Source organism: Singulisphaera rosea, assembly GCF_054877945.1.
In genome coordinates this window covers 1-17,677 of record NZ_JBTYIP020000043.1, presented here as the reverse complement: position 1 = coordinate 17,677, position 17,677 = coordinate 1, and the positions used below count along the sequence as shown (strand labels likewise).

Genomic DNA, 17,677 nt, shown 5'->3' with positions numbered 1-17,677 from the left:
TTGGCCCGAGCTTTGCTCAGGATGATAAAAGCAACGCACCCCACAACCGGGCGGTTTCGCCGAAGATTCCAGTCGTGACTGAACATTTCGAACGCTCGTGCGAAGTCCTTGATGTGGGGAACGTGATCTCGAAGGGGGGGGACGAGGGATGACGAACCGACTCTCGCGGATGTGGGGCAAGGGTGAAGGGTTCCGGGCCGAGGACTACGTCGGCGCCGACGAGGCGAAGAACGAGCGGATCGTTCGCGACGGGTTCGGGGCGAAGGCGAAGCGCTACCTCAACCGGCTCCCGCTGGCGCAGGAGACGGTGGCGATGTACTTCTGCCTGCTCGACCCCAAGACCCCCATCTGGGTCAAGGGGGCGGCCGCGGCGGCCCTGGCCTACTTTATCCTGCCGGTCGACGGGATCCCCGACTTCCTGCCGGTCGTCGGCCTCGGCGACGACGCGAGCGTCCTGGCCGGTACACTCGCCGCCGTCTCGACGCACATCACCGAGGAGCACCGGGCCCGGGCCCGGGCCTGGATGCAGGAAGAGATCGTGATCCCCTCGGCGACCTGATTCAAATACCACCGACGCCCTCCGGCCGGGTTCAATCCCGGCCGGTCGACGACCGCAGCCAGGCGGCGGCGGCTTCCACGACGGTGTCCTTGCCGTCGGCCAGGTCCTTGGCGCGACACCGGACCGCGACGTCGGGCTCCAGGCCTCGCCGCTCGATCGGCCGGTCGAGGAAGCCCGTGTAGGCCTTCACCGGGACCACGACCCGGTAGAGGCCGTTGCTCATCGTGTAGTTGGCCTTCCGCGACGAGGCCCCGGCCGTGGCCGTGCCGAAGAGCCGGGCACGCTTCGTCGCGACGAACCACGACGCCCATCCTTCGCCCGCGCTGATGGTGCGCTCGTCGATCAGGAGGGCGATCGGCCCTCGATAGCGAGGCCGCTCCGGCTCGGCCCTGTTCTCGGGCGACGGGTCGAAGTTGCGGACCGCCGTGCTCGTGTCGAACCCGCCGCCGCTGTTCCCCCGGACGTCGATGATCAGGCCCTTCACGTCGCCGAGTTCCTTGAGCGCCCGGTCGAGCGACCCTTCGAGCCCCCCCTGGATCCGTCGGACGTAGATGTAGCCGAGGCCGTCGTCCAGGCGAGTCCACGAGACGTTCGCCGAGTCCGCGATCCCGGACCGGAGGACCGGGAGCCTCGGGAGGTAGCGTCGACGGAAACCGGCCGGGACCTCGACCGTCTTCGGCGAGCCCTCGACGTCTTCCAGCACCAGGGTGACCTTCGCACCCCGTCCCGGGTGTTGGAGGAACAGTCGCGCCGCGTCGTACTCGAGGGTCCGGTTGCTGGAATAGCCGTAGTAGGTCCGCTGGCGCGTCATCCAGCGGTCGATCAACTCCCGGGCCGGCGTCCCGTTGGCCGAGACGACGGTCATCCCGGGCCGGACCCCGGCCTTCTCCGCGGCCGATCCGCGCTCCACCGCGTAAACCACCGGCCGCCCTTGGTCGTCGATCAGGCAGGTCAGGCCGGGCTCCCACTCCGGCAGTGACGGTTGGGGAGGGTTCACGCTCCCCGGTTGGACGACCGCGTGGCTGTCCTCCAAACGAGCCACCAACTCCAGGACCAGGAGGCCGAACTGGTCCTCGGACTTCGCCTCGTCGACCCGAGGGATCAACTCGCGGCCGACCTTCGGCCAGTCGATCCCTTTCATCTTGAAATTCGGATAGGCCTGCCCGAGGTAGTCGAACAGATCCTGAAACGCCTGGACATCCTTCGCCCGGGAGACCGGCTCGCCCTTGGACTCGAGAGGCGTATTTCGACCGGTGATCTCCCGGTAGTGCTTCCGCGCGGCCTTGGCGGCCGAGAGATCGTCGCCGGCCAGGTATTCGTCGAGGACCTTCGCCGCCGCATCGCGGTCCTGGCTGAGACCCCAGGCAATGCGACTCCAGTCCACGAAGGGGTCCGAGACCACCATTGCCATGAGCCTGCGAACGACGTCATCCGTCTTGTCGACGACCGTGGACAGGCCGTAGTAGACGGTGGTATTGCGGACCTCGCGGTCCTCGTCCTTCGAGAGTCGAAGCTCGAGTTCGATGGCCTCGGGCTTCTGGGGTTGGGCGCCCCAGATCCAGCGTTGGCCGACGAAGCGGGCGACCCCCTCGCGGACCCTGGCGTCAGGGTCGTCCGCGGCGGCCTGGAAAGCATCGAAGTCGGAGTCGTCGATGAGCAGAATGACCCCGTTGCGGCCCACGAGGGTCAGGGCGTCCCTCCGTTCCCGCGAGGTCCCGGCCCGGAGCACCCGCCTGGCCTCGGGGAGTCGGGCGCCGAACTCGGCCTGCGCCCGCTTCTTGTTGCGTGCGGCCATCGCCGTCATGGCGTCGGGGGCGTCAACGAAGACCTTCTCCAGGATGCCTGCCCGCTCGCGGAGATCCGGGTCGGTCCCTTCGGCGAGATAAGGTTTGAGGTACGCGAGGAGCTCAGTCCGTTGCGTCGCCGCACCCCAGGCGACGCGTCCCCAATCGTTGTAGTCGTCGATGCGCATGCACAAATCGACGAGCGTGCGCAGGATCGCCGGGGTCTTGGGCTGGACGACCGAAAGGCCGAAGTAGACGGCGTAGTGCCGGGTTCCGTAAGGGTCGGCGTTCGGGCCTCGGGAGTCGGCCGCGTGGTACATGAGCTCGATCGCGTCGGGATTCTGGGGCGACTTGTTCCAGACGAAACGGTTGCCGATCCAGGCGAGGATCAGCGTCCGATGCTGCGTCGTGCGCCGCAGGCCCCGGCGGACGGCCCGGAGGACCTCGTCGTCCGGCCGACGGTCCTTGTCCTTGTCCCCCCAGAGGGCATCAAGGGCCTTGCCCCCATCGAGATCATCGGGGAAGAACCGCTCGAAGTCGGGGGCTTCGTACGGGTCGGCGCGTCGCCAGGCATACGGGTCGGCCTCCTTGGCCTTTGCGGGCGTCTTCGCGGCCTCGGGCCCCGAAGCCGCGAAGACCTTGGCGTCGTCCGCACCGGGCCGGGCGAGTTGGGCCCCGCCGAAGGCGAGGCCCCCAAGCGCAAGGCCAACGCACAGAGTTAAAGCAGCCGTGGATTTCAAGTGTGTCAGAAACATAGACCTCAACACCCCCTGGACGATGGCAACGACGGTCGCGTCAGCGGTCGGAGGACCCAAGGCAGACCGGATCGTGATCTCCACCAGGGCTGCGGGGAGTGTCGCCCGGGTCGGGTCGAAGGCCGAGGCGCCGAGGTTGAACGCTCCAGGGGCGAGCCCTCGACGGGTCAAGCGTCCGCGGAGCCGCTCGCGGGCCCGAGACAGTCGGCTCTTGACCGTCCCGACGGGACACCCCAGCACCCGCGCCGCCTCTTCTTGTGAGCGACCCTCGAGCTCGCAAAGGACGACGGGGATCCGGTATCGGTCCGGGAGCCGGTCGATCTCCTCGTGGAGCAGCTCCCCGAGCCCATCGACGCTCGGGCCAGGTTCCTCCGAGGCCGTCTCCGCCATCTCGGCCGCCTTCCGCTCGATCGCCTTCCGCCGCCCAGAGACGCGCCGGGCGCGGGCCGAGGCGTGGCAGGCGACCCGGTGGAGCCAGGGGCCGACCGAATCCCGCACCCAGAGCGAGCCGCCCCGGCGCACCAGGATCAGGAAGGTGGCCTGGAACGCATCCTGCGCATCGTGCTCGTCATGCAAGGCCGCCCGGCAGGTGCGCAGGACCATCGGCCCGTGCCGATCGACCAGGGCCGCGAAGGCGAGTTCGGAGGCCTCCTTTCCCCCGGTCGCGAACCTTTCGAGCAACGGCCCGTCCGTCAGGCCGGCCACGGTCCCCCGGCCGAACAGCGTGCCGATCGGCCGGAGCCCGGCGTCGCCGCGTTGCGATGATGCCACCAGTCGGATCTCCCCGGGTGCCTCGTGTCCTCCTCCAGTAAAGCCGAGCCGGGGTCCGAGGGTTCCAATTTTTTCCCGTGCCCTGAAACCCGGTGTTTTCTTCAACACCGGGTTTCAGTGGGAGTTGACAGGGAGATCCCAAAGAGAGGATGGCAGCGACCGCGGCAGAAACCCGGTGTTGAAGAAAACACCGGGTTTCGGAGAGAGCGGGCGGCTACGACGTTAGCGAGGGCTCTGCTCCTTGACCTCGACGAAGCCGACATCGATGAACTGCCCGCCGCCGGTCTGGTGGCAGTGGACGGCGAGGTGGTTCTTGCCGGTGTGGAGCGTGGCGCGGGCCTCGGCGGTCATGGGCGTGGGGTCGTAATCCGTCGAGTAGCCCGAGACCTTGGCGGCCAGGACGCCATTGATGTACACCTCGGAATCTTCGTCATGGTACAGGGAGAGTTGGAGATCCGTGACGTCCCCTTCGGGGAGGGTGAACTCGCGGCGGATCCAGATGTCCGAGGTAGTCCAGTCGGTCCGCCGTCCCGGGGAGGTGTTCGGGGTCCCCTCGGAGCCGAAACCGCCCTGGGCCTCCTTCCAGCCCGCGTCGTCGAAACCCGGCCGGAACCAGTCATCCGCGGGGCGTTCCAAGGTCATCCGCCACGTGCTCGGCGCCCGCTGCGCGTTGGGGACGACCTCCTTGACGATCGGCGGCGGGGGAACGGCCGCCCAGCCGGAGGGTCGGGCCCTGTCACGGCCCGACCACTTCGTCCAGGTCGCGCGGTCGGACAGCAGCTTGATGAAGACGCCGCCGACGACGGATCGGGCCTGGAATCCCACATGCTTGGAATCCTTGGTCCAGTACCAGTCGGACATCGGGACGCGGTCGGGCGAGTCGTTCAGGAAGTCGTAGAGCGGCCCCACGATCGCCTCGAACTCGGCGCGGGTGTCGGCCATCGTCGCGGTCCAGACGGTCCAGTCGAGCTTCGCGTAAGGCTGGCGGTTGTCGAGCGGCAACCCATAGCGATCCTGGTTCTTGAGGTAGAAGGTCAGTTCCTTCCGGATCACCTCGGCCGGGAACAGGTCCAGGCCCAGCAGGCGGTCCCAGACCAGGTTGTACTTCTGGCTCCAGGTCCCCGATCGGTCGAAGGCGAGGCGAAAGTGATCGCCGTCATCGGCGGTTTTGGCCCACTTGCCGGCCAACTCCTTCGCCAGCTCGTGATATCGGGCCGCCTCCGCCTTCTCACCGCGGAGGTCGCAGAGCAGACCATACGCCCCCATCGCAAGGATGGCCTTGGCCGAGAGATTCACGTTGTGGGCCAGGTGGCCGGCGAAGTCGTCGGTGCAGAGCTGGTTCTCCGGGTCGAAGCCCTTCTCTTCCAGGTAATGCGCCCACTTCGACAACTGCGGCCAGTACGCCGACGCGAAGTCGGCGTTCCCTTCCAGCCGGGCGAGCGCCGCGACGAGGAGGATCATGTCGCCGCTCTCCTCGACGGGCATCTGGTTCTCCTCGGTCCGCTCGCCCCCGCCGTAGACCTGGCCGTTGGCCTGGGGGTAGGTCCCCAGATCATGCGGGGCGAACGGGAACTTCCAGCGCTCCGAAGCGGCGTAACTCAAGACGGGCGCGAGCGAGGCCTTGGTCAGGGTCGGGCTGAACAGGAGGAAGAATGGGTCCATCGGGAAGAGTATGTCGACCGTGGCGATGCAGCCGTTGCTGAAGTTCTCTTTAGGGAAGAGGAGCGGCTGACCGTTCGAGTCGGCCACCAACTTGTTGGCGGCCAGGCACTGGCGATACGCCAAGGCTGCGAGTTGGGCGTACTTCTCCCCCCCCGCTTGCTTCAGGTCGGCCATCAATTCGTCGTCGAAGGCCTGGCAACGGGTCCGGAGCGACTCGTACTCGGCCTCGCTCCGCCGGAGCAGGTCGGCGGCCTGGGCACCGGAGCGTCGCCAATAAGGACGCAGCGGCTTTCCGAAGTAGGTGATCGCATGAAGATCATCATAGGCGAGCACGACATGCCGCGAGACCGGCGTCCCGGCCACCGTCCCCAGATCGAAGACGAAGGCCATCACGGGCCGTTCGTCGTCCACGGCGCGGGGCATGCGGGTATCGTCCGCCTCGGGCAACTTGCCCCCCTCGTTGAAGGCCTGGGAGCAGGCCCGGTCGGAGCCGACCTTGGCGTTGGCGGTGCTCGAAGGGGCCGCGGCGTAGGCATAGCCCCAGTCGATCCGGAGGTCATCCCCCCTCTTCCGGAGGACGGCCTGTTCCTCCGAGCCCATCTGAAGCACCTTCAATTCACCCGAGGCCGGAGACGACCAGACGACACGCTGCGACGGCACGTCGACGGTCAGCTCGGCACTCGCGCCGAAGTAGATGCGAACCGCGTGCGGCTTCCCGTCGAGCGAGCGGACGTCCCAGGTCAGGTACGTGACCGGTCGAGAGAGGATGTCCAGGTCATGGGGCAGCGCCGGCGTCAAGAACGTCAGGCGGACATGCAACTGGGCCCCTTCGAAGTCGTAGATCGTCCGGGTCGGGAGGACGACGACCCCAACCTGGGTTAAGGCCGGGACGGCCTTCGGCTCATTCCCCATCAGCCGGTACGTCTTCTCGTCGACCCGGATCATGCTGGCGAGCGCCTGCGGCTTGCCCGTCCAGTGCCGGGTCACGTCATCGGTCAACCGATCGGCGAGGCTCCAGACGCTGAAGTACGGGTCACACGCGACCAGGGGCACCGCGGGGGGGCGGAAGGCTTTGGGCTTGGCCTCATCCGCCGCCGAGACACGACCCGGGTCCAACAATCCGAGACCCACGACGACGGCAAAGAACACAAGAATCACGGGGTCTCGTCGAGCCATCGATCCTCCAAAGGCTTTCGTGGGTGGCACGGTCAATGAGAGGTGTCTCGTGCTGCGGCCGAGCGAGGCCATCCCCCCTCCCCGACGGTGTGGATTGGGCTCGATCACGTTCCTTGATCGATCGAGCCTCCAGGGAGGACGGTCGCTCCCACGACGCACCGAGGGAAACCGCAAGGCTCGCCGGTTTGGTTCGTCGAGAGGGGCCGGAGCCGTCGCGCACGTCTTCTAATGAGGAGCGCCGAGGGCGCAAGGGTCGCCGTCCGGTGGCGGGCCGCGACCCTCGCCACTCCCCACAGTCTGCCCCCAGCCCCGTTGAACGACAAGGGCCTGGCGGAGGGATCGTCAATGCTTCTTCACGCCCCTGCGAGCCTTGTGGGCCGTCTTGTAGGTCAACTTGGCGTTGGCCTCCATGGCCTTCCGAGAATCATCGTTCCACTTTGCCTCCTCGGTAGTCACCCCGCCGTAGGACACGCTTTGCGGGCCGCAACCGCTGTTGAGCAAGGTCAGGCCGAGGGAGACCGCCAGGATCCGGCAAGCCATCAAAGCCCAAGCGATAGATTTCATGAAAATCTTCCAATTCTCTCAAAGGGTGGTGTAAAAGGAGAGGGCACGAAGCCCCTTGTCTGCCCCCAACTTCCGTTCTCCGGCCTGCGAGTGGAACCGGCCCGTCGCCTCGACGAGAACGCCGAGGGCGACGGGCGAAGGCCACCTCGGGTTTCGAGAGGTCAGAAACTGCTGGCGTCGATCACTTCGCCGCCGCTCCTGGTCCCGAGCCCCCACCAGGTTTGCGTGTTGACCGAATCCTTGATGAACCTGACGCTTCCGTCGGCCATCAGGACATTGACCCCGCCGGGGTGATAACTCTGGGCGTTGGAGTAGTCCATGCTCGCCCCGTCGCAACCACCGTTGCAGTCGGTCCGGCAGGCCGACCAGATGTACCGCGTGTTATTGGGCGTGACGATGGTGTTGAACAACGTGGCGCCCATGCTGCCGATACCCCAGTCGTGGCCGTGGCCGACGGAGATGTTGCCCGAATTGCTGGAAACGTATTGGTTCGAGCACGTCTGCAGATCCGAGAGGACCTGCGCGGGGTTCTGGAACGCGCTCAGGAAATACGCACTCCCCGACAGGCCGGCATTCATGACCATGTTGCCGGGGCTGACGGTCTGCGCCGCGTTCCCGGCCTTGCCCTCGGAGAACGCGATGGTATTCGACGTGCCGTCGGTGATGTCGCGGATGCCGTAGGCCACGCGGAACGCGAACACCCCGGACGTCGGGGTCGCGAAGCTTCCAGGGCCCGTGCATCCCGGGCTCGCATTGCGCGGGGGGACGTCGCCCCCGGCGTTGGTCGTGGGCCCGACGCTCCCGTAATAGCAGTTGTCGTTGATCCGGCCGCCATTCGTGTCCGAGGGGCAGAGGAAGACGGCAATCTTGGCGTTGTAGCCCGTGGAATTCGCCGCGCTCGCGTAGTCGGTCCCCCGGCCCTCCATCCCGAAGTTGATGGCGTTGTAGAGCGAGCCTTGTTCCAGGTAGTTGAGCATCAAGGCGTGGGCCGACCAGTTGTTCCAGGTCGTGCACGGCGATCCCCCGCCGTAATTGTAGTAGCACTGCGACGCGCCCATCGGGAAGACCTCGGTGGACGAGTGGTAGTTGTGCATCGCCAGGCCGAACTGCTTGAGGTTGTTGACGCATTGCGCCCGGCGGGCGGCCTCGCGGGCGGCCTGCACGGCCGGCAGGAGCAGGGCGATCAACACGGCGATGATGGCGATGACGACGAGGAGCTCGATCAGAGTGAATCCTTGACGAGTCGACGACTTCAATCTCATGTGCGGCCCCTTTTACGTACGAACGAACGTGCGACGACCGAAAATGAATCAAGAATCCGAGACGTGAGCGACCGAAGCGAGGGCACTCGCGGTGACCTGAGCCCACCCCAGTGGCTTCACTCGGCTTGTTCCGCGATCAGGAAGCGCGCAGCCCCGAATCGAAGTGCCCCGGGGCACCCCGCGTTCAACCGATCCAGGATCACATCAGCATAAAACTGCGTCGAAATCCCCCATCCGCTCGCCCGACCACCGCGCAACACGCCACCATGCCCCGAGAGGGGGGGGAGACTGACGTTCTTTTTTGGGGGGTGTTGACCGTGATGCCCGAGGCAGCGGAACCGACGCACAGCCGAGGATTTCGGCCCTAATCCATTTGACGCGCAAAACCCGGGGCCGCCAATGGCGATTCCGGTCAAAGTTTGTAGAATTAAGGTCAGAGCTTAGGGGTCGGAACGGGGCGGCATGGGGCCCGATCCCGCGGGTTGGTCGGGCCCTCGTGCCGCAGCGTCGGACGACGACGCCCGGGGGGAGCCGGTGAGGACTCGCAACAAGAATCGCCAGGTGAGGGCCATACCCCACATCGCCCTCGTGGTCGAGACGTCGCTGGCGTCGGGCCGCGACATCCTCCGCGGGATCGCCCGCTACGCGTGCGAGCACGGGCCCTGGTCGTTCTATCACGAGCCGAGGAGCCTCGAAGAATCCGTCCCCGGCTGGCTGCGCAACTGGGACGGCGACGGGATCATCGCGAGGCTCCAGAACGCCCGGATCGCCGAGGCCGTCCTGGCGGCGGGGGTCCCGGTCGTCGACGTCCTGGGGGTCGACCGGCGGCCCGAGTTACCGCTGGCGCACGTCGACAACGCGGCGATCGCGCGATTGGCCGCCAAGCATTTCTTCGAACGAGGGTTTCACCACTTCGGCTATTGCGGCCTCGAGGGGGTCAACTGGTCCGAGGAGCGGCGTGAGGCGTTCGTCAACGCCATCGCCGAAGTCGGGGGGACGTGCCCGGTCTTCTCGTTCCGCGACCAGGTCGCCTGGGAAGACGAGCAGGACCGGCTGGCGTCGTGGGTCCTCGCGCTGCCACGCCCCTGTGCCGTGATGGCCTGCAACGACCCGAGAGGCCAGAAGGTCCTCGAGGCCTGCCGACGAGTCGGTGTGCGGGTCCCGGACGAGTTGGCGGTCATCGGGGTCGACAACGACGAGCCGATCTGTGCGATCGCCCACCCGCCGCTCTCCAGCGTCGTCCCCGATCACGAGCGGGTCGGTTACGAGGCCGCGGCGCTGCTCGACCGGGTCCTCGCCGGCGAGGGCCAGTCGGGCGAAGCGGTCTTCGTCCCGCCGCTTGGCATCGTCGCCCGGCCTTCCAGCGACGCCATCGCCCTGGACGACCGCGAGGTCGCCGAGGCCATCGGCTTCATCCGGATGCACGCCTGCCACGGCCTCTCCATCGACGAGGTCTGCCGAGAGCTGGGGATGTCGCGGAGCACCCTCCAGCGCCGGTTCCGCGCCGTGCTCGGCCGCACCGTCCACGACGAGATCGTCCGGGTCCGCCTGAAGCGTGCCCAGGAGCTCCTCGCCGAGACCGATATGTCCATCGGGAAAATCGCCGTCCAGTGCGGGTTCGGCCACCAGGAATACCTCGGTGTCGTCTTCCGCACCCGCCTGGGCCAGACCCCCGCGAGCTATCGACGCTCGGTCGGCCGCATCGCCGCCGGCGACCAAGCCGCCCTTTCCCCTCGCCATCCCTCGGCGCTTTGATAGAACGTCATCCGGTGAAGAGACGTCTGCGATAGGAGGCCCCGGCGTTGGAGAGGGCGCCGGGGCCCAGAACCGTCCGGTCATCAGTCCTTGGCGGGGACGACGAACGGGGCGGGATCGTTGCGGGTCAGGAGGGCGCCGGCCTCGGTGTCGTCGATGAACGACTCGCTCGAGGGGTTGATCCGCAGCTTGCGGCCGACCCGGTAGGCGATGTTGCCCGGGTGGCAGAGGGCGCTCGAGCGGTGGCCGTCCTCGATCGGGGCGTTGAGCCGGCCGGGGTCGCGGGCCTTGACCGCCTCGAGGAAGTTGGCGAAGTGGTCGCCGCCACCGTCGCCGCCGGGGCCGGGGCCGGGCTCCATCTGCCCCTGGCCGGAGGGGAAGTAGGTCTGCTAGCCCTAAACCAAGCGTATCGAAAACCCTCTCACGCCCCTCCAACTTGGATTTAAGGGGTTTTGGCAACGGCACTTGCGCGAGCGTGTGCGTTTTCGAGTGAGCGCCTCTTCGATTTCCATAGTTTCGTGGCATGCCTTGTTTTATAGGGCGCAGACCGCTGTCATCCCTATGTCATCGTGTTGGGTACGCTTGTTTTAGGGCTAGCTCTGATGACACCCATTGGGTGTCAAAACGAAGAGGCCCCGGGCAGCGTCGCCCGGGGTCTCATGACCGAAATCGGTGTCGACTCGGCTCAGCATCAACGGGAAGATTCGGCAGCCGCTCCAGCTTGCAATAGAGCGACGATCTTGTGGGCGTCGTAGCTCTCGCGGAACCGCTCGGGTCGGGCCGCCTTCATCAGGAACATGAGCAGGGCGTCGGAGTACTCGCGGATCGCCCCGCACTTCTGGCCGCGGTAGAAGACGGGCTTCTCGACCCCATCCAGAGCTCGACGGCGAGCCTCGCTCTCGAGGGTGTCCACGGCTGCCTCGTTCGCGGCGTCCCACGCTTCGGCGAATTCGGGGTCCTACATCCGGTGATCGTACGCCGTCGTGTAATGGATCCCCGTTTGGATGCACGCCGCTCGGATGACACCGCAGTTGGAGAGGGCTTCGAGGAACCGGCCCTTCCAGGCGGGTTCCCAGACCTTCGGTTCGGTGAAGGGCGTCTCCGCGACTGCCGGCTCCCTGAGGAATTCCTCGACGACCTTGCGCTGCTTGGCGGTGGGGGGGTTCGCCTCGCCATCCTGGCCTCCTTGGCTCGACCTGTTGGCACTCGACCCCGCAGGCTCACCTTGGCCTCAACGGGACGCATCGGGTGCCTATCTCAGTATCGCTCCGGAGGCCGATCGTGGGTCGGTCGTCGCGACCCTCTACCCCCTCTGTACCGAATGCCATAGGATGTCGGTTTGGCAAAGAATGACATTCGCAAGAGGTGCTAATGGAGGCGATGGGTAACTTCGACGTCGTTTTGATTGGGGGATCGCTCGGCGGCATCGAGGCCCTGGGCGTCATCCTGGGGGCCTTGCCTGCCAACTTCCCGGCCGCCATCGCCGTGGTGTTGCACCGTTCCCCTCACGGACCAGGCATACTGGCGGAGATAATCGGTCGAAGGACGCGACTCAGCGTCAAGGATGCCGCCGAAGGGGATCATCTGGTGCCGGGGACGGTCCACATCGCCCCGCCTGACAGGCATCTCCTGATCGACCGAGGTGGCTCGCTTTCCCTCTCCAATGCGGCGAAGGTCCGCTTCTCCCGACCGTCAGTCGACCGGCTATTCGAGTCGGGGGCGGAGAGTCTGGGGGGGCGCATCATTGCCGTCGTCCTTACGGGCTACGACGGCGACGGGGCCGATGGGGTCCGAGCGGTCAAGCGGTGGGGCGGCATGGTTCTTACCCAGAACCGTGAGACCGCCGAAGTCTCCGACATGCCACTCGCAAGTATCGCGACGGGCACGGTCGACCTCGTCCTCCCGCTCGAGGCGATCGCGGGCACCCTACTATCGCTCGTTCGGGCGAATTAGGGATGGGTGAAGGGCGATTGTCGACCCGCCGAATGACCAGGCTACCCCGCGACGGCCGGTGACACCCAATGGGTGTCTTGTCCCGATGGGCTTGGCGTGGATGCGATCCTTGTCGTCTCAGGGAATAGTGACTAGCGCCTCGAATTGTTCAGCCAGAGAGACCAGTGCGGCAAGGCGGCCTCGATGCTGGGAGACGAGGCCGTCGAGCGTCGACTTGCCCAGTCGTTGCACCTGGCGGTAGAAGAGGACGTCGTCCGTGGAATTGTCTTCGTCGCGACAGTACATCGCCACCAGACACTCCGCTTCGGGTTCTGTCATCCACGGGTGGGCCTTGCGAAGCGACGCTTCCAGGATGGCCCGCAACGATTCGAGGCACTGTTCCAAATCCTCGACCACCAGGCTCTCATCCCGGCCTCCGCCTTGGATGAACTTCTCGATGCTCACCCGGAGTGAGCCCGCCATCGGAAGCAACCGGCCGCGATAGAGCTCATCAAGGTCCTGATGATCGAGCGGGGCGAGCCTGAAGGCCACGCCATCGACGAGCCAGGTCAGAGATCGTTTGGCATTCAATGGGGCCTCCAAGGCGGCGGAGTCTGGCCGGGGTCAGGGACCCAGATAGCCGCCGGCCGGTTGCAAACTGTAGTGAAGTGGGGAACGTACCTCGACCGTCTACCGGTAGGTCGAGGTGATACCGATCAGGTAAATTCCTTGGCCTCGGCCATGCCTCGGGCCCGGGCTCCTACGGATTGTTCGGCTTCGTCGGCGGTGTCGTGGGGGTTGCTCCCAGGCCCGGCTTGAGAAACCATCAAGGGGTAAGGTCTCGTATACCACTTGCCGGGGACGTGTCCGGACGGATCACCCATCACCAATGCGTTGTAGATGAGATATCGACGTCCGTTCTCACCCTCGACCTTATACAGTAAGCGAGGCGACTCGTCGGGATCGGGAAGCATGGGCGGGCTCCAAGGTGGAATGGATTCAAACGGAATCATCTGCAAGGAGTGTCTTTACGATCCGAAGCAACCGTTCGCCTCGGGGAGTCGGGCTATAGACAGCGGCTCTACCGACTGTCTGTCTCTCGACCAGCCCCGGGAGCCTCATCTTGGTAAGGGCATGGCTGATTGCGCTCACATCGACATCAATATCGCTCCACGAGTCAGTGACGCACCGTCCGCCTGTACCAAACAGCGAAAGGATCGATAAGTTTGTAGGGCTCGAGATGATCTGAAATGCCGCGGCGGCCCGTGAGAGGGCCTCGACGGGGTGTTTCTCGGATTCTTGGGATCCCGAAAGATCCGGCATCATGCCCCCGATGCGCAAGGACGCGGTCCGATGGTGTGGGGGGGGCTCGGGTCTGATCGAGGCTAGACGGAGATCAGAGGGAACCGACGACACCACTTCCGCCGAATCATCAGCCCAGATTGTCCGTCGAGGCCGAGCAAGACTGTATCAGAATTTACAAAATAATATTTCAAAAATATTTCCTTATTTTTTATTTGTATTCCCATTTGCGTTTCAATCTCGCAGGTGATTCACCTTCCCCTCCGATTGGCAAACCTCGACAGCGAGCGAGCCCGACAGGATGGGAGCGGGCTCTTTGCACGCCAGACCAACCCCTGATACCCCGTAAACCGACACGACCCCGGCATGCCCTTGCGGAGAGGCCGAGGTCGTGAGGGAGGAGTGATAGCCGGCGAGCCGCTCCCAGTATCGCCCACTCCCCAATACGTAACCCGACTGCCTCAGGCGACAGCAGCCTCAACGGCCGGGACAGGCTTGCCCTTGTTGCGGGCGATCTTCGGCAGGTCCTCGGCCATCTCCGTCAGGTCCCACCGGTCGAGGCAGTACGCGGCGAACGTGCCTTGTTCCTCGGGGTACAGATCCCCGTCGCGGATCGTGGCCAGGGCCTTGGCGGACGACTTTGGACACTCTCCAGGCGTTGGTGTACGAGCCGTAATGCTTGCGCTTTTGAACTTTCCGGAAATCCCAGGGACCGTCGTCCGGGGGTTAGAGGATTTGGCGTTCCTGAATTGTTGCCATCGCGTCGGCGGGATGTGCTCGAAACCTTTCTGATCCCGGACAAACTTCAAGGGAGCGAGATGATGAGAAAGCAACTTCTATCGAAATCATCAACAATCCGAATGATTGTTTGCGCGATTGCCGTCGCCTGCGGGATGTCGGCGAGTGGCCAGGAGCCCGACGTTCCGATCCTCTTGACGCTGAAGATTGAGCAGCCTTGCTGGTCGTGCAGGTTTACTCCCGACGGAGAAGGACTGGTCGTCGCCGGACAAGATGAGAACGTCCAGTTCTGGGACTTGAAGGACCGTAAGGCCACTCGATTGCGGGGGCACAATCGAGGCCTATCTCGCGTCAGCATGGCCCCGGACGGTAAGCACTTCGCCTCGGCCGGTGAAGACACCCAAATCGTGGTCTGGGACGCGGAGAGCAAGGAGGAAGCCTTCACGTTGAAGAAGCACTCGAGAATCGTGAAAGGCTTGGAATACTCCCCAGACGGGAAATTCCTCGCCTCGGGCGGCAATGATTTTCTGGCTCTGATCTGGGACGTGCAAACCCGGAAGGTTGTTGCCTCGCTCGAGGGCTTCGGGCCGATCTCCTACCTCCGATATGCTCCCGACGGATCGACCATCGCCCTGGGGACTGAAGACGGCCGGATCGGGGTTTGGGACCTCGAGGAGCCGAGGAAGGTGCTTCACATGCCGATGCGCCACAGCGGCCAGGTCTACCGGATCGATTACTCGCCCGACGGCAAGACCCTCGCCTCGACCGACGATCATGGGACACTCGTCCTGTGGGATGTCAATACGGGCAAGGTGTTGCGGGAGCGACAGGAGATCGGAGCCGAGGGAGTCGCATACTCCCCCGATGGAGGAACCCTCGCCCTGGGACACAAAGACGGCATGATCCGACTCTGGGATGCCCAGGGCCGCGAGGAGAAGGGGACTCTCAAAGGGCACGAGGGTGAAGTCCTCATGCTCACTTTCACGAGGGACGGAAAATCGTTGGCCTCGGCGTCCCTTGACGGGACGGCGCGGATCTGGAACACATCAAAACTCGTCAAGCAAGGGGCGAAATGAGCCAGCTTGGATCGCCGGAAGTAGACCCGAGGTGCCCCGAGTTGGATACGCGGGGTGCACGGCGCGAACCGGCAGCTATTGGCCTCGGCGTCAGCTTCGTCGTTTGACACCCGTGGGTGCCATTTCGCCCATCGTCGGATCGTCGGGGTGTATACTGGAGTGTTGGTGGTGACCTTGCCGGAAAAAAACACCTCCTCCACGACCCGGTTTCCTCGCAAGAGGACGCCGGGTCGTGTCGGTTGACGGCCATGCTGAAATCGTGGGGGCGAAACTGAATTGGCGGGCAGAGGTGTCGGCACGGTAAGGTCACCGTCGCCTCACGGATGAGCATGCGGCAAAAACGCCCTGTCAAAGTTGGTCGGGTATCCGGGTTGGGGCCCGGTGGGCCGACCCACGGGTTTCCCTGGGCGATTTCCCCATCAGCCGCTCTCGTCTCCGAACCGCGCCTTGGCCCGATAGGGTCGGGGGGGTGTCAAGCAAGGTCCGGCGAGTCAGCCCACAGGCTCGCCGGTTAACGACCTGGGACGTGCGTCTCCATTCACCCAATCCAGGCAACGTCTTCCCCGGCGACCTGGGGGCCATGACCCGCATCGGCGGGCGAGACGTATCCAGGTCGGCTTAAGCGGTCTGAGGCGGAGACTGATCCCGAGCGGCAACGCCGGGAGCCGAAATATCCCTGGGGCCTGCCCCTGACCCTGACCCTGAGCGGCTATCATGGCCCGTAAGGGGAGTGGTTTGCGCCGGGCGAATCCAAGGCCAATGTAAGCATTTTATGCATTAAACTTTGGACAAATTTAAAAACAGCCTTAGTTGGTCCGCCCTGCCTCTGCTATGGTGAGCATGCCGCATCCCTCAAAGCACCCCTGCGGAGCAGAGACGGCAGCGAGGGCGACGGTGATTACCCCGCTCGAAGGCACGCATGGATGGCGAGTCGCAAGGGGCTCACTCATGGTCACCGAACAGCAGGTCCGAGGAACGATCGCTAGTTGCCTAGCCGCCCTGGACCGTTACCATGACACCGAACGGCTGTCACGCTCCAAGGCAATGATGGCCGCGGAGGTCGCGGTTGCCGTGGGATGGATCTCGGAATGGGGGATCCCGCTCTGTGACGCCGTGGAGTTAGTCGCCAGGCCAGTTGAGTGGGGGCTCCTGAACCGTTACGGCCATGAACTCGGCCGACGCCTCGATGCCGAGTTCATGGAAGCCTTCGAGTTCGCCTTGGCCGATGCCCGGCAGTCGAAGATTTCAGGATCGTCCGACCGGGGCGGAGCGAGTCCAATCGGCGGTGGCGTCGAGCCTGCCTCCACATCCCCGCGGATGTGATCCGGTCATTGCCCATGACACCCATTGGGTATCATGGGCAACTCGCCATCGGGCCAGGGTCGGCGTATCTGGCGGCCTCTCCCGATCGCACTCGCGGACCCTCCAAGCCTTCCGAGGTACCGCCCTCGCAGGTCTGCGGCCTTATAGCTCCCGATGCCGCGATGACTTGGGCTATAGCTTGAAAACCTGAGAATGCGACGATATGGCCTAGCATTTGCGAAGGTGTCGAAAAAGAAACGGTCGCAGGCGAGTTCACACGGGGTTCGCTCACCGAGATGGCCGATCTAAGGGATTATGGCGGCTCCCTCCATGCGACTCCTGCTGGCCGAGGATGAAGAGGACTTCCGCTACCTCCTCTCGAGATATCTCCGCTACAGGGGTTTCGTCGTCAAAGCCGTGGCCGATGGCCACGAGGCGTTGGAGGTTGCGTGCGAGTTTGGGCCGGATCTGGTCCTGACCGACTTCCGCATGCCGGGGGTCGATGGGATCGAGTTGATTCGCAGGTTGCGAGAGGCCCCAATCTTGCTCCGGGTTCCGATGGTCGTATGTACCGCGGAGGCGGGGGCGGATCTGGATCGGTTGGCCCGAGAGGCAGGTGCGTCGGAAGTCATCAGCAAGCCCGTCGACATCTTTTTTCTCGTGGATAAGCTCCTCCAGTGTCCAGGCGAAGCAGAGGTCTGAGCGGTATCGCCAGATGGTCCGGTCCGTCGGGAGCCTTTTCCTTGGCCGAAGGTATCGCCCCGAGCTCGTCTACGGCGTCCTGGAGGCCTGGCACGGGCATTACTCAGGTCGGAGGAGGACGAGCCTCGGCGCGGGCATGGCCGAGGTCGTGGACGTCATCTGAGGAAGGGCGAAGGAGCCGGCTCGATCGCCGGGGGGAGAACGTGCGTGCTAGCCCGGATATTTCATAGGCAGTTCGAAGGAATTGGTTGCGCGGCGGCCCTACTCCTTGTAGGATTTGGTGTTGCACAAATCCCTACCCTACCAGGAATCGAGCCGCCGCTATGACAGACTGTAC

Annotated in this window: 15 protein-coding genes; 7 read left to right on the top strand and 8 right to left on the bottom strand. The window is 64.8% G+C overall.

The annotated features are described in order from the left end of the window. The first annotated feature begins 148 nt into the window (after nucleotides 1-148). Entirely contained in the window at nucleotides 149-559 is a 411-nt protein-coding gene (locus ACYOEI_RS38275; RefSeq protein ID WP_462855764.1) for a YkvA family protein, read from the top strand. A 31-nt stretch (nucleotides 560-590) separates the two neighbouring features. Here the strand turns inward: ACYOEI_RS38275 and ACYOEI_RS38270 are convergent, their stop codons facing one another. From ACYOEI_RS38270 to ACYOEI_RS38255, 4 genes are all read right to left on the bottom strand, one after another. Beyond that, nucleotides 591-3,869 (bottom strand): sigma-70 family RNA polymerase sigma factor, encoded by a 3,279-nt coding sequence (locus tag ACYOEI_RS38270; RefSeq protein ID WP_462855763.1) that lies wholly within the window; start codon nucleotides 3,867-3,869, stop codon nucleotides 591-593. A 222-nt stretch (nucleotides 3,870-4,091) separates the two neighbouring features. Beyond that, nucleotides 4,092-6,707: a glutaminase family protein gene (locus tag ACYOEI_RS38265; protein WP_462855762.1), complete on the bottom strand. Its 2,616-nt coding sequence runs from the start codon at nucleotides 6,705-6,707 to the stop codon at nucleotides 4,092-4,094. Nucleotides 6,708-7,049: 342 nt separating this feature from the next. After that, nucleotides 7,050-7,271 carry a hypothetical protein gene (locus tag ACYOEI_RS38260; protein ID WP_462855760.1) on the bottom strand — a complete coding sequence of 74 codons (222 nt, stop codon included), beginning with the start codon at nucleotides 7,269-7,271 and terminating at the stop codon, nucleotides 7,050-7,052. Between the two features lie 161 nt (nucleotides 7,272-7,432). Next, nucleotides 7,433-8,533 carry a DUF1559 domain-containing protein gene (locus ACYOEI_RS38255; protein WP_462855759.1) on the bottom strand — a complete coding sequence of 367 codons (1,101 nt, stop codon included), beginning with the start codon at nucleotides 8,531-8,533 and terminating at the stop codon, nucleotides 7,433-7,435. A 462-nt stretch (nucleotides 8,534-8,995) separates the two neighbouring features. Between ACYOEI_RS38255 and ACYOEI_RS38250 the strand changes: the two genes are divergently transcribed. Further along, on the top strand, nucleotides 8,996-10,288 hold the full coding sequence (locus ACYOEI_RS38250; protein ID WP_462855758.1) for a XylR family transcriptional regulator: 1,293 nt from the start codon (nucleotides 8,996-8,998) through the stop codon (nucleotides 10,286-10,288). An 83-nt stretch (nucleotides 10,289-10,371) separates the two neighbouring features. Here ACYOEI_RS38250 and ACYOEI_RS38245 read toward each other — a convergent pair whose 3' ends face one another. Further along, the gene (locus ACYOEI_RS38245; RefSeq protein WP_462855757.1) at nucleotides 10,372-10,647 is read right to left on the bottom strand and encodes a hypothetical protein; all 276 of its coding nucleotides are present in this window, start codon (nucleotides 10,645-10,647) and stop codon (nucleotides 10,372-10,374) included. Between the two features lie 332 nt (nucleotides 10,648-10,979). After that, on the bottom strand, nucleotides 10,980-11,201 hold the full coding sequence (locus ACYOEI_RS38240; protein WP_462855756.1) for a hypothetical protein: 222 nt from the start codon (nucleotides 11,199-11,201) through the stop codon (nucleotides 10,980-10,982). A gap of 467 nt (nucleotides 11,202-11,668) precedes the next feature. Between ACYOEI_RS38240 and ACYOEI_RS38235 the strand changes: the two genes are divergently transcribed. Continuing rightward, nucleotides 11,669-12,241 carry a chemotaxis protein CheB gene (locus ACYOEI_RS38235; protein WP_462855755.1) on the top strand — a complete coding sequence of 191 codons (573 nt, stop codon included), beginning with the start codon at nucleotides 11,669-11,671 and terminating at the stop codon, nucleotides 12,239-12,241. A gap of 117 nt (nucleotides 12,242-12,358) precedes the next feature. Here ACYOEI_RS38235 and ACYOEI_RS38230 read toward each other — a convergent pair whose 3' ends face one another. Together ACYOEI_RS38230 and ACYOEI_RS38225 are read right to left on the bottom strand one after the other, a co-directional pair. Beyond that, complete coding sequence (locus ACYOEI_RS38230) at nucleotides 12,359-12,811, bottom strand: hypothetical protein (protein WP_462855753.1); 453 nt, start codon at nucleotides 12,809-12,811, stop codon at nucleotides 12,359-12,361. Between the two features lie 125 nt (nucleotides 12,812-12,936). Next, nucleotides 12,937-13,194 carry a hypothetical protein gene (locus tag ACYOEI_RS38225; protein WP_462855752.1) on the bottom strand — a complete coding sequence of 86 codons (258 nt, stop codon included), beginning with the start codon at nucleotides 13,192-13,194 and terminating at the stop codon, nucleotides 12,937-12,939. Between the two features lie 1,188 nt (nucleotides 13,195-14,382). On the opposite strand from ACYOEI_RS38225, the gene ACYOEI_RS38220 reads away from it, so the two are divergent. The 4 genes from ACYOEI_RS38220 to ACYOEI_RS38205 all read left to right on the top strand — a co-directional run bounded on the left by ACYOEI_RS38220 (nucleotide 14,383) and on the right by ACYOEI_RS38205 (nucleotide 17,503). Beyond that, entirely contained in the window at nucleotides 14,383-15,336 is a 954-nt protein-coding gene (locus tag ACYOEI_RS38220; RefSeq protein ID WP_462855750.1) for a WD40 repeat domain-containing protein, read from the top strand. A 948-nt stretch (nucleotides 15,337-16,284) separates the two neighbouring features. Then, the gene (locus tag ACYOEI_RS38215) at nucleotides 16,285-16,659 is read left to right on the top strand and encodes a hypothetical protein (protein ID WP_462855749.1); all 375 of its coding nucleotides are present in this window, start codon (nucleotides 16,285-16,287) and stop codon (nucleotides 16,657-16,659) included. Nucleotides 16,660-16,968: 309 nt separating this feature from the next. Next, nucleotides 16,969-17,340 (top strand): response regulator, encoded by a 372-nt coding sequence (locus tag ACYOEI_RS38210; RefSeq protein ID WP_462855748.1) that lies wholly within the window; start codon nucleotides 16,969-16,971, stop codon nucleotides 17,338-17,340. 13 nt (nucleotides 17,341-17,353) lie between these two features. Beyond that, nucleotides 17,354-17,503 carry a hypothetical protein gene (locus ACYOEI_RS38205; RefSeq protein ID WP_462855746.1) on the top strand — a complete coding sequence of 50 codons (150 nt, stop codon included), beginning with the start codon at nucleotides 17,354-17,356 and terminating at the stop codon, nucleotides 17,501-17,503. The last annotated feature ends 174 nt before the right edge of the window (nucleotides 17,504-17,677 follow it).

What these genes read in the sequence shown, in the direction of transcription:
- ACYOEI_RS38275 (WP_462855764.1), top strand. Translation starts at nt 149, where the DNA reads ATGACGAACCGACTCTCGCGGATGTGGGGCAAGGGTGAAGGGTTCCGG.
- ACYOEI_RS38265 (WP_462855762.1), bottom strand. Translation starts at nt 6,707, where the DNA reads ATGGCTCGACGAGACCCCGTGATTCTTGTGTTCTTTGCCGTCGTCGTG.
- ACYOEI_RS38260 (WP_462855760.1), bottom strand. Translation starts at nt 7,271, where the DNA reads ATGAAATCTATCGCTTGGGCTTTGATGGCTTGCCGGATCCTGGCGGTC.
- ACYOEI_RS38255 (WP_462855759.1), bottom strand. Translation starts at nt 8,533, where the DNA reads ATGAGATTGAAGTCGTCGACTCGTCAAGGATTCACTCTGATCGAGCTC.
- ACYOEI_RS38250 (WP_462855758.1), top strand. Translation starts at nt 8,996, where the DNA reads ATGGGGCCCGATCCCGCGGGTTGGTCGGGCCCTCGTGCCGCAGCGTCG.
- ACYOEI_RS38245 (WP_462855757.1), bottom strand. Translation starts at nt 10,647, where the DNA reads ATGGAGCCCGGCCCCGGCCCCGGCGGCGACGGTGGCGGCGACCACTTC.
- ACYOEI_RS38235 (WP_462855755.1), top strand. Translation starts at nt 11,669, where the DNA reads ATGGGTAACTTCGACGTCGTTTTGATTGGGGGATCGCTCGGCGGCATC.
- ACYOEI_RS38225 (WP_462855752.1), bottom strand. Translation starts at nt 13,194, where the DNA reads ATGCTTCCCGATCCCGACGAGTCGCCTCGCTTACTGTATAAGGTCGAG.
- ACYOEI_RS38220 (WP_462855750.1), top strand. Translation starts at nt 14,383, where the DNA reads ATGATTGTTTGCGCGATTGCCGTCGCCTGCGGGATGTCGGCGAGTGGC.
- ACYOEI_RS38215 (WP_462855749.1), top strand. Translation starts at nt 16,285, where the DNA reads ATGGTCACCGAACAGCAGGTCCGAGGAACGATCGCTAGTTGCCTAGCC.
- ACYOEI_RS38210 (WP_462855748.1), top strand. Translation starts at nt 16,969, where the DNA reads ATGCGACTCCTGCTGGCCGAGGATGAAGAGGACTTCCGCTACCTCCTC.
- ACYOEI_RS38205 (WP_462855746.1), top strand. Translation starts at nt 17,354, where the DNA reads ATGGTCCGGTCCGTCGGGAGCCTTTTCCTTGGCCGAAGGTATCGCCCC.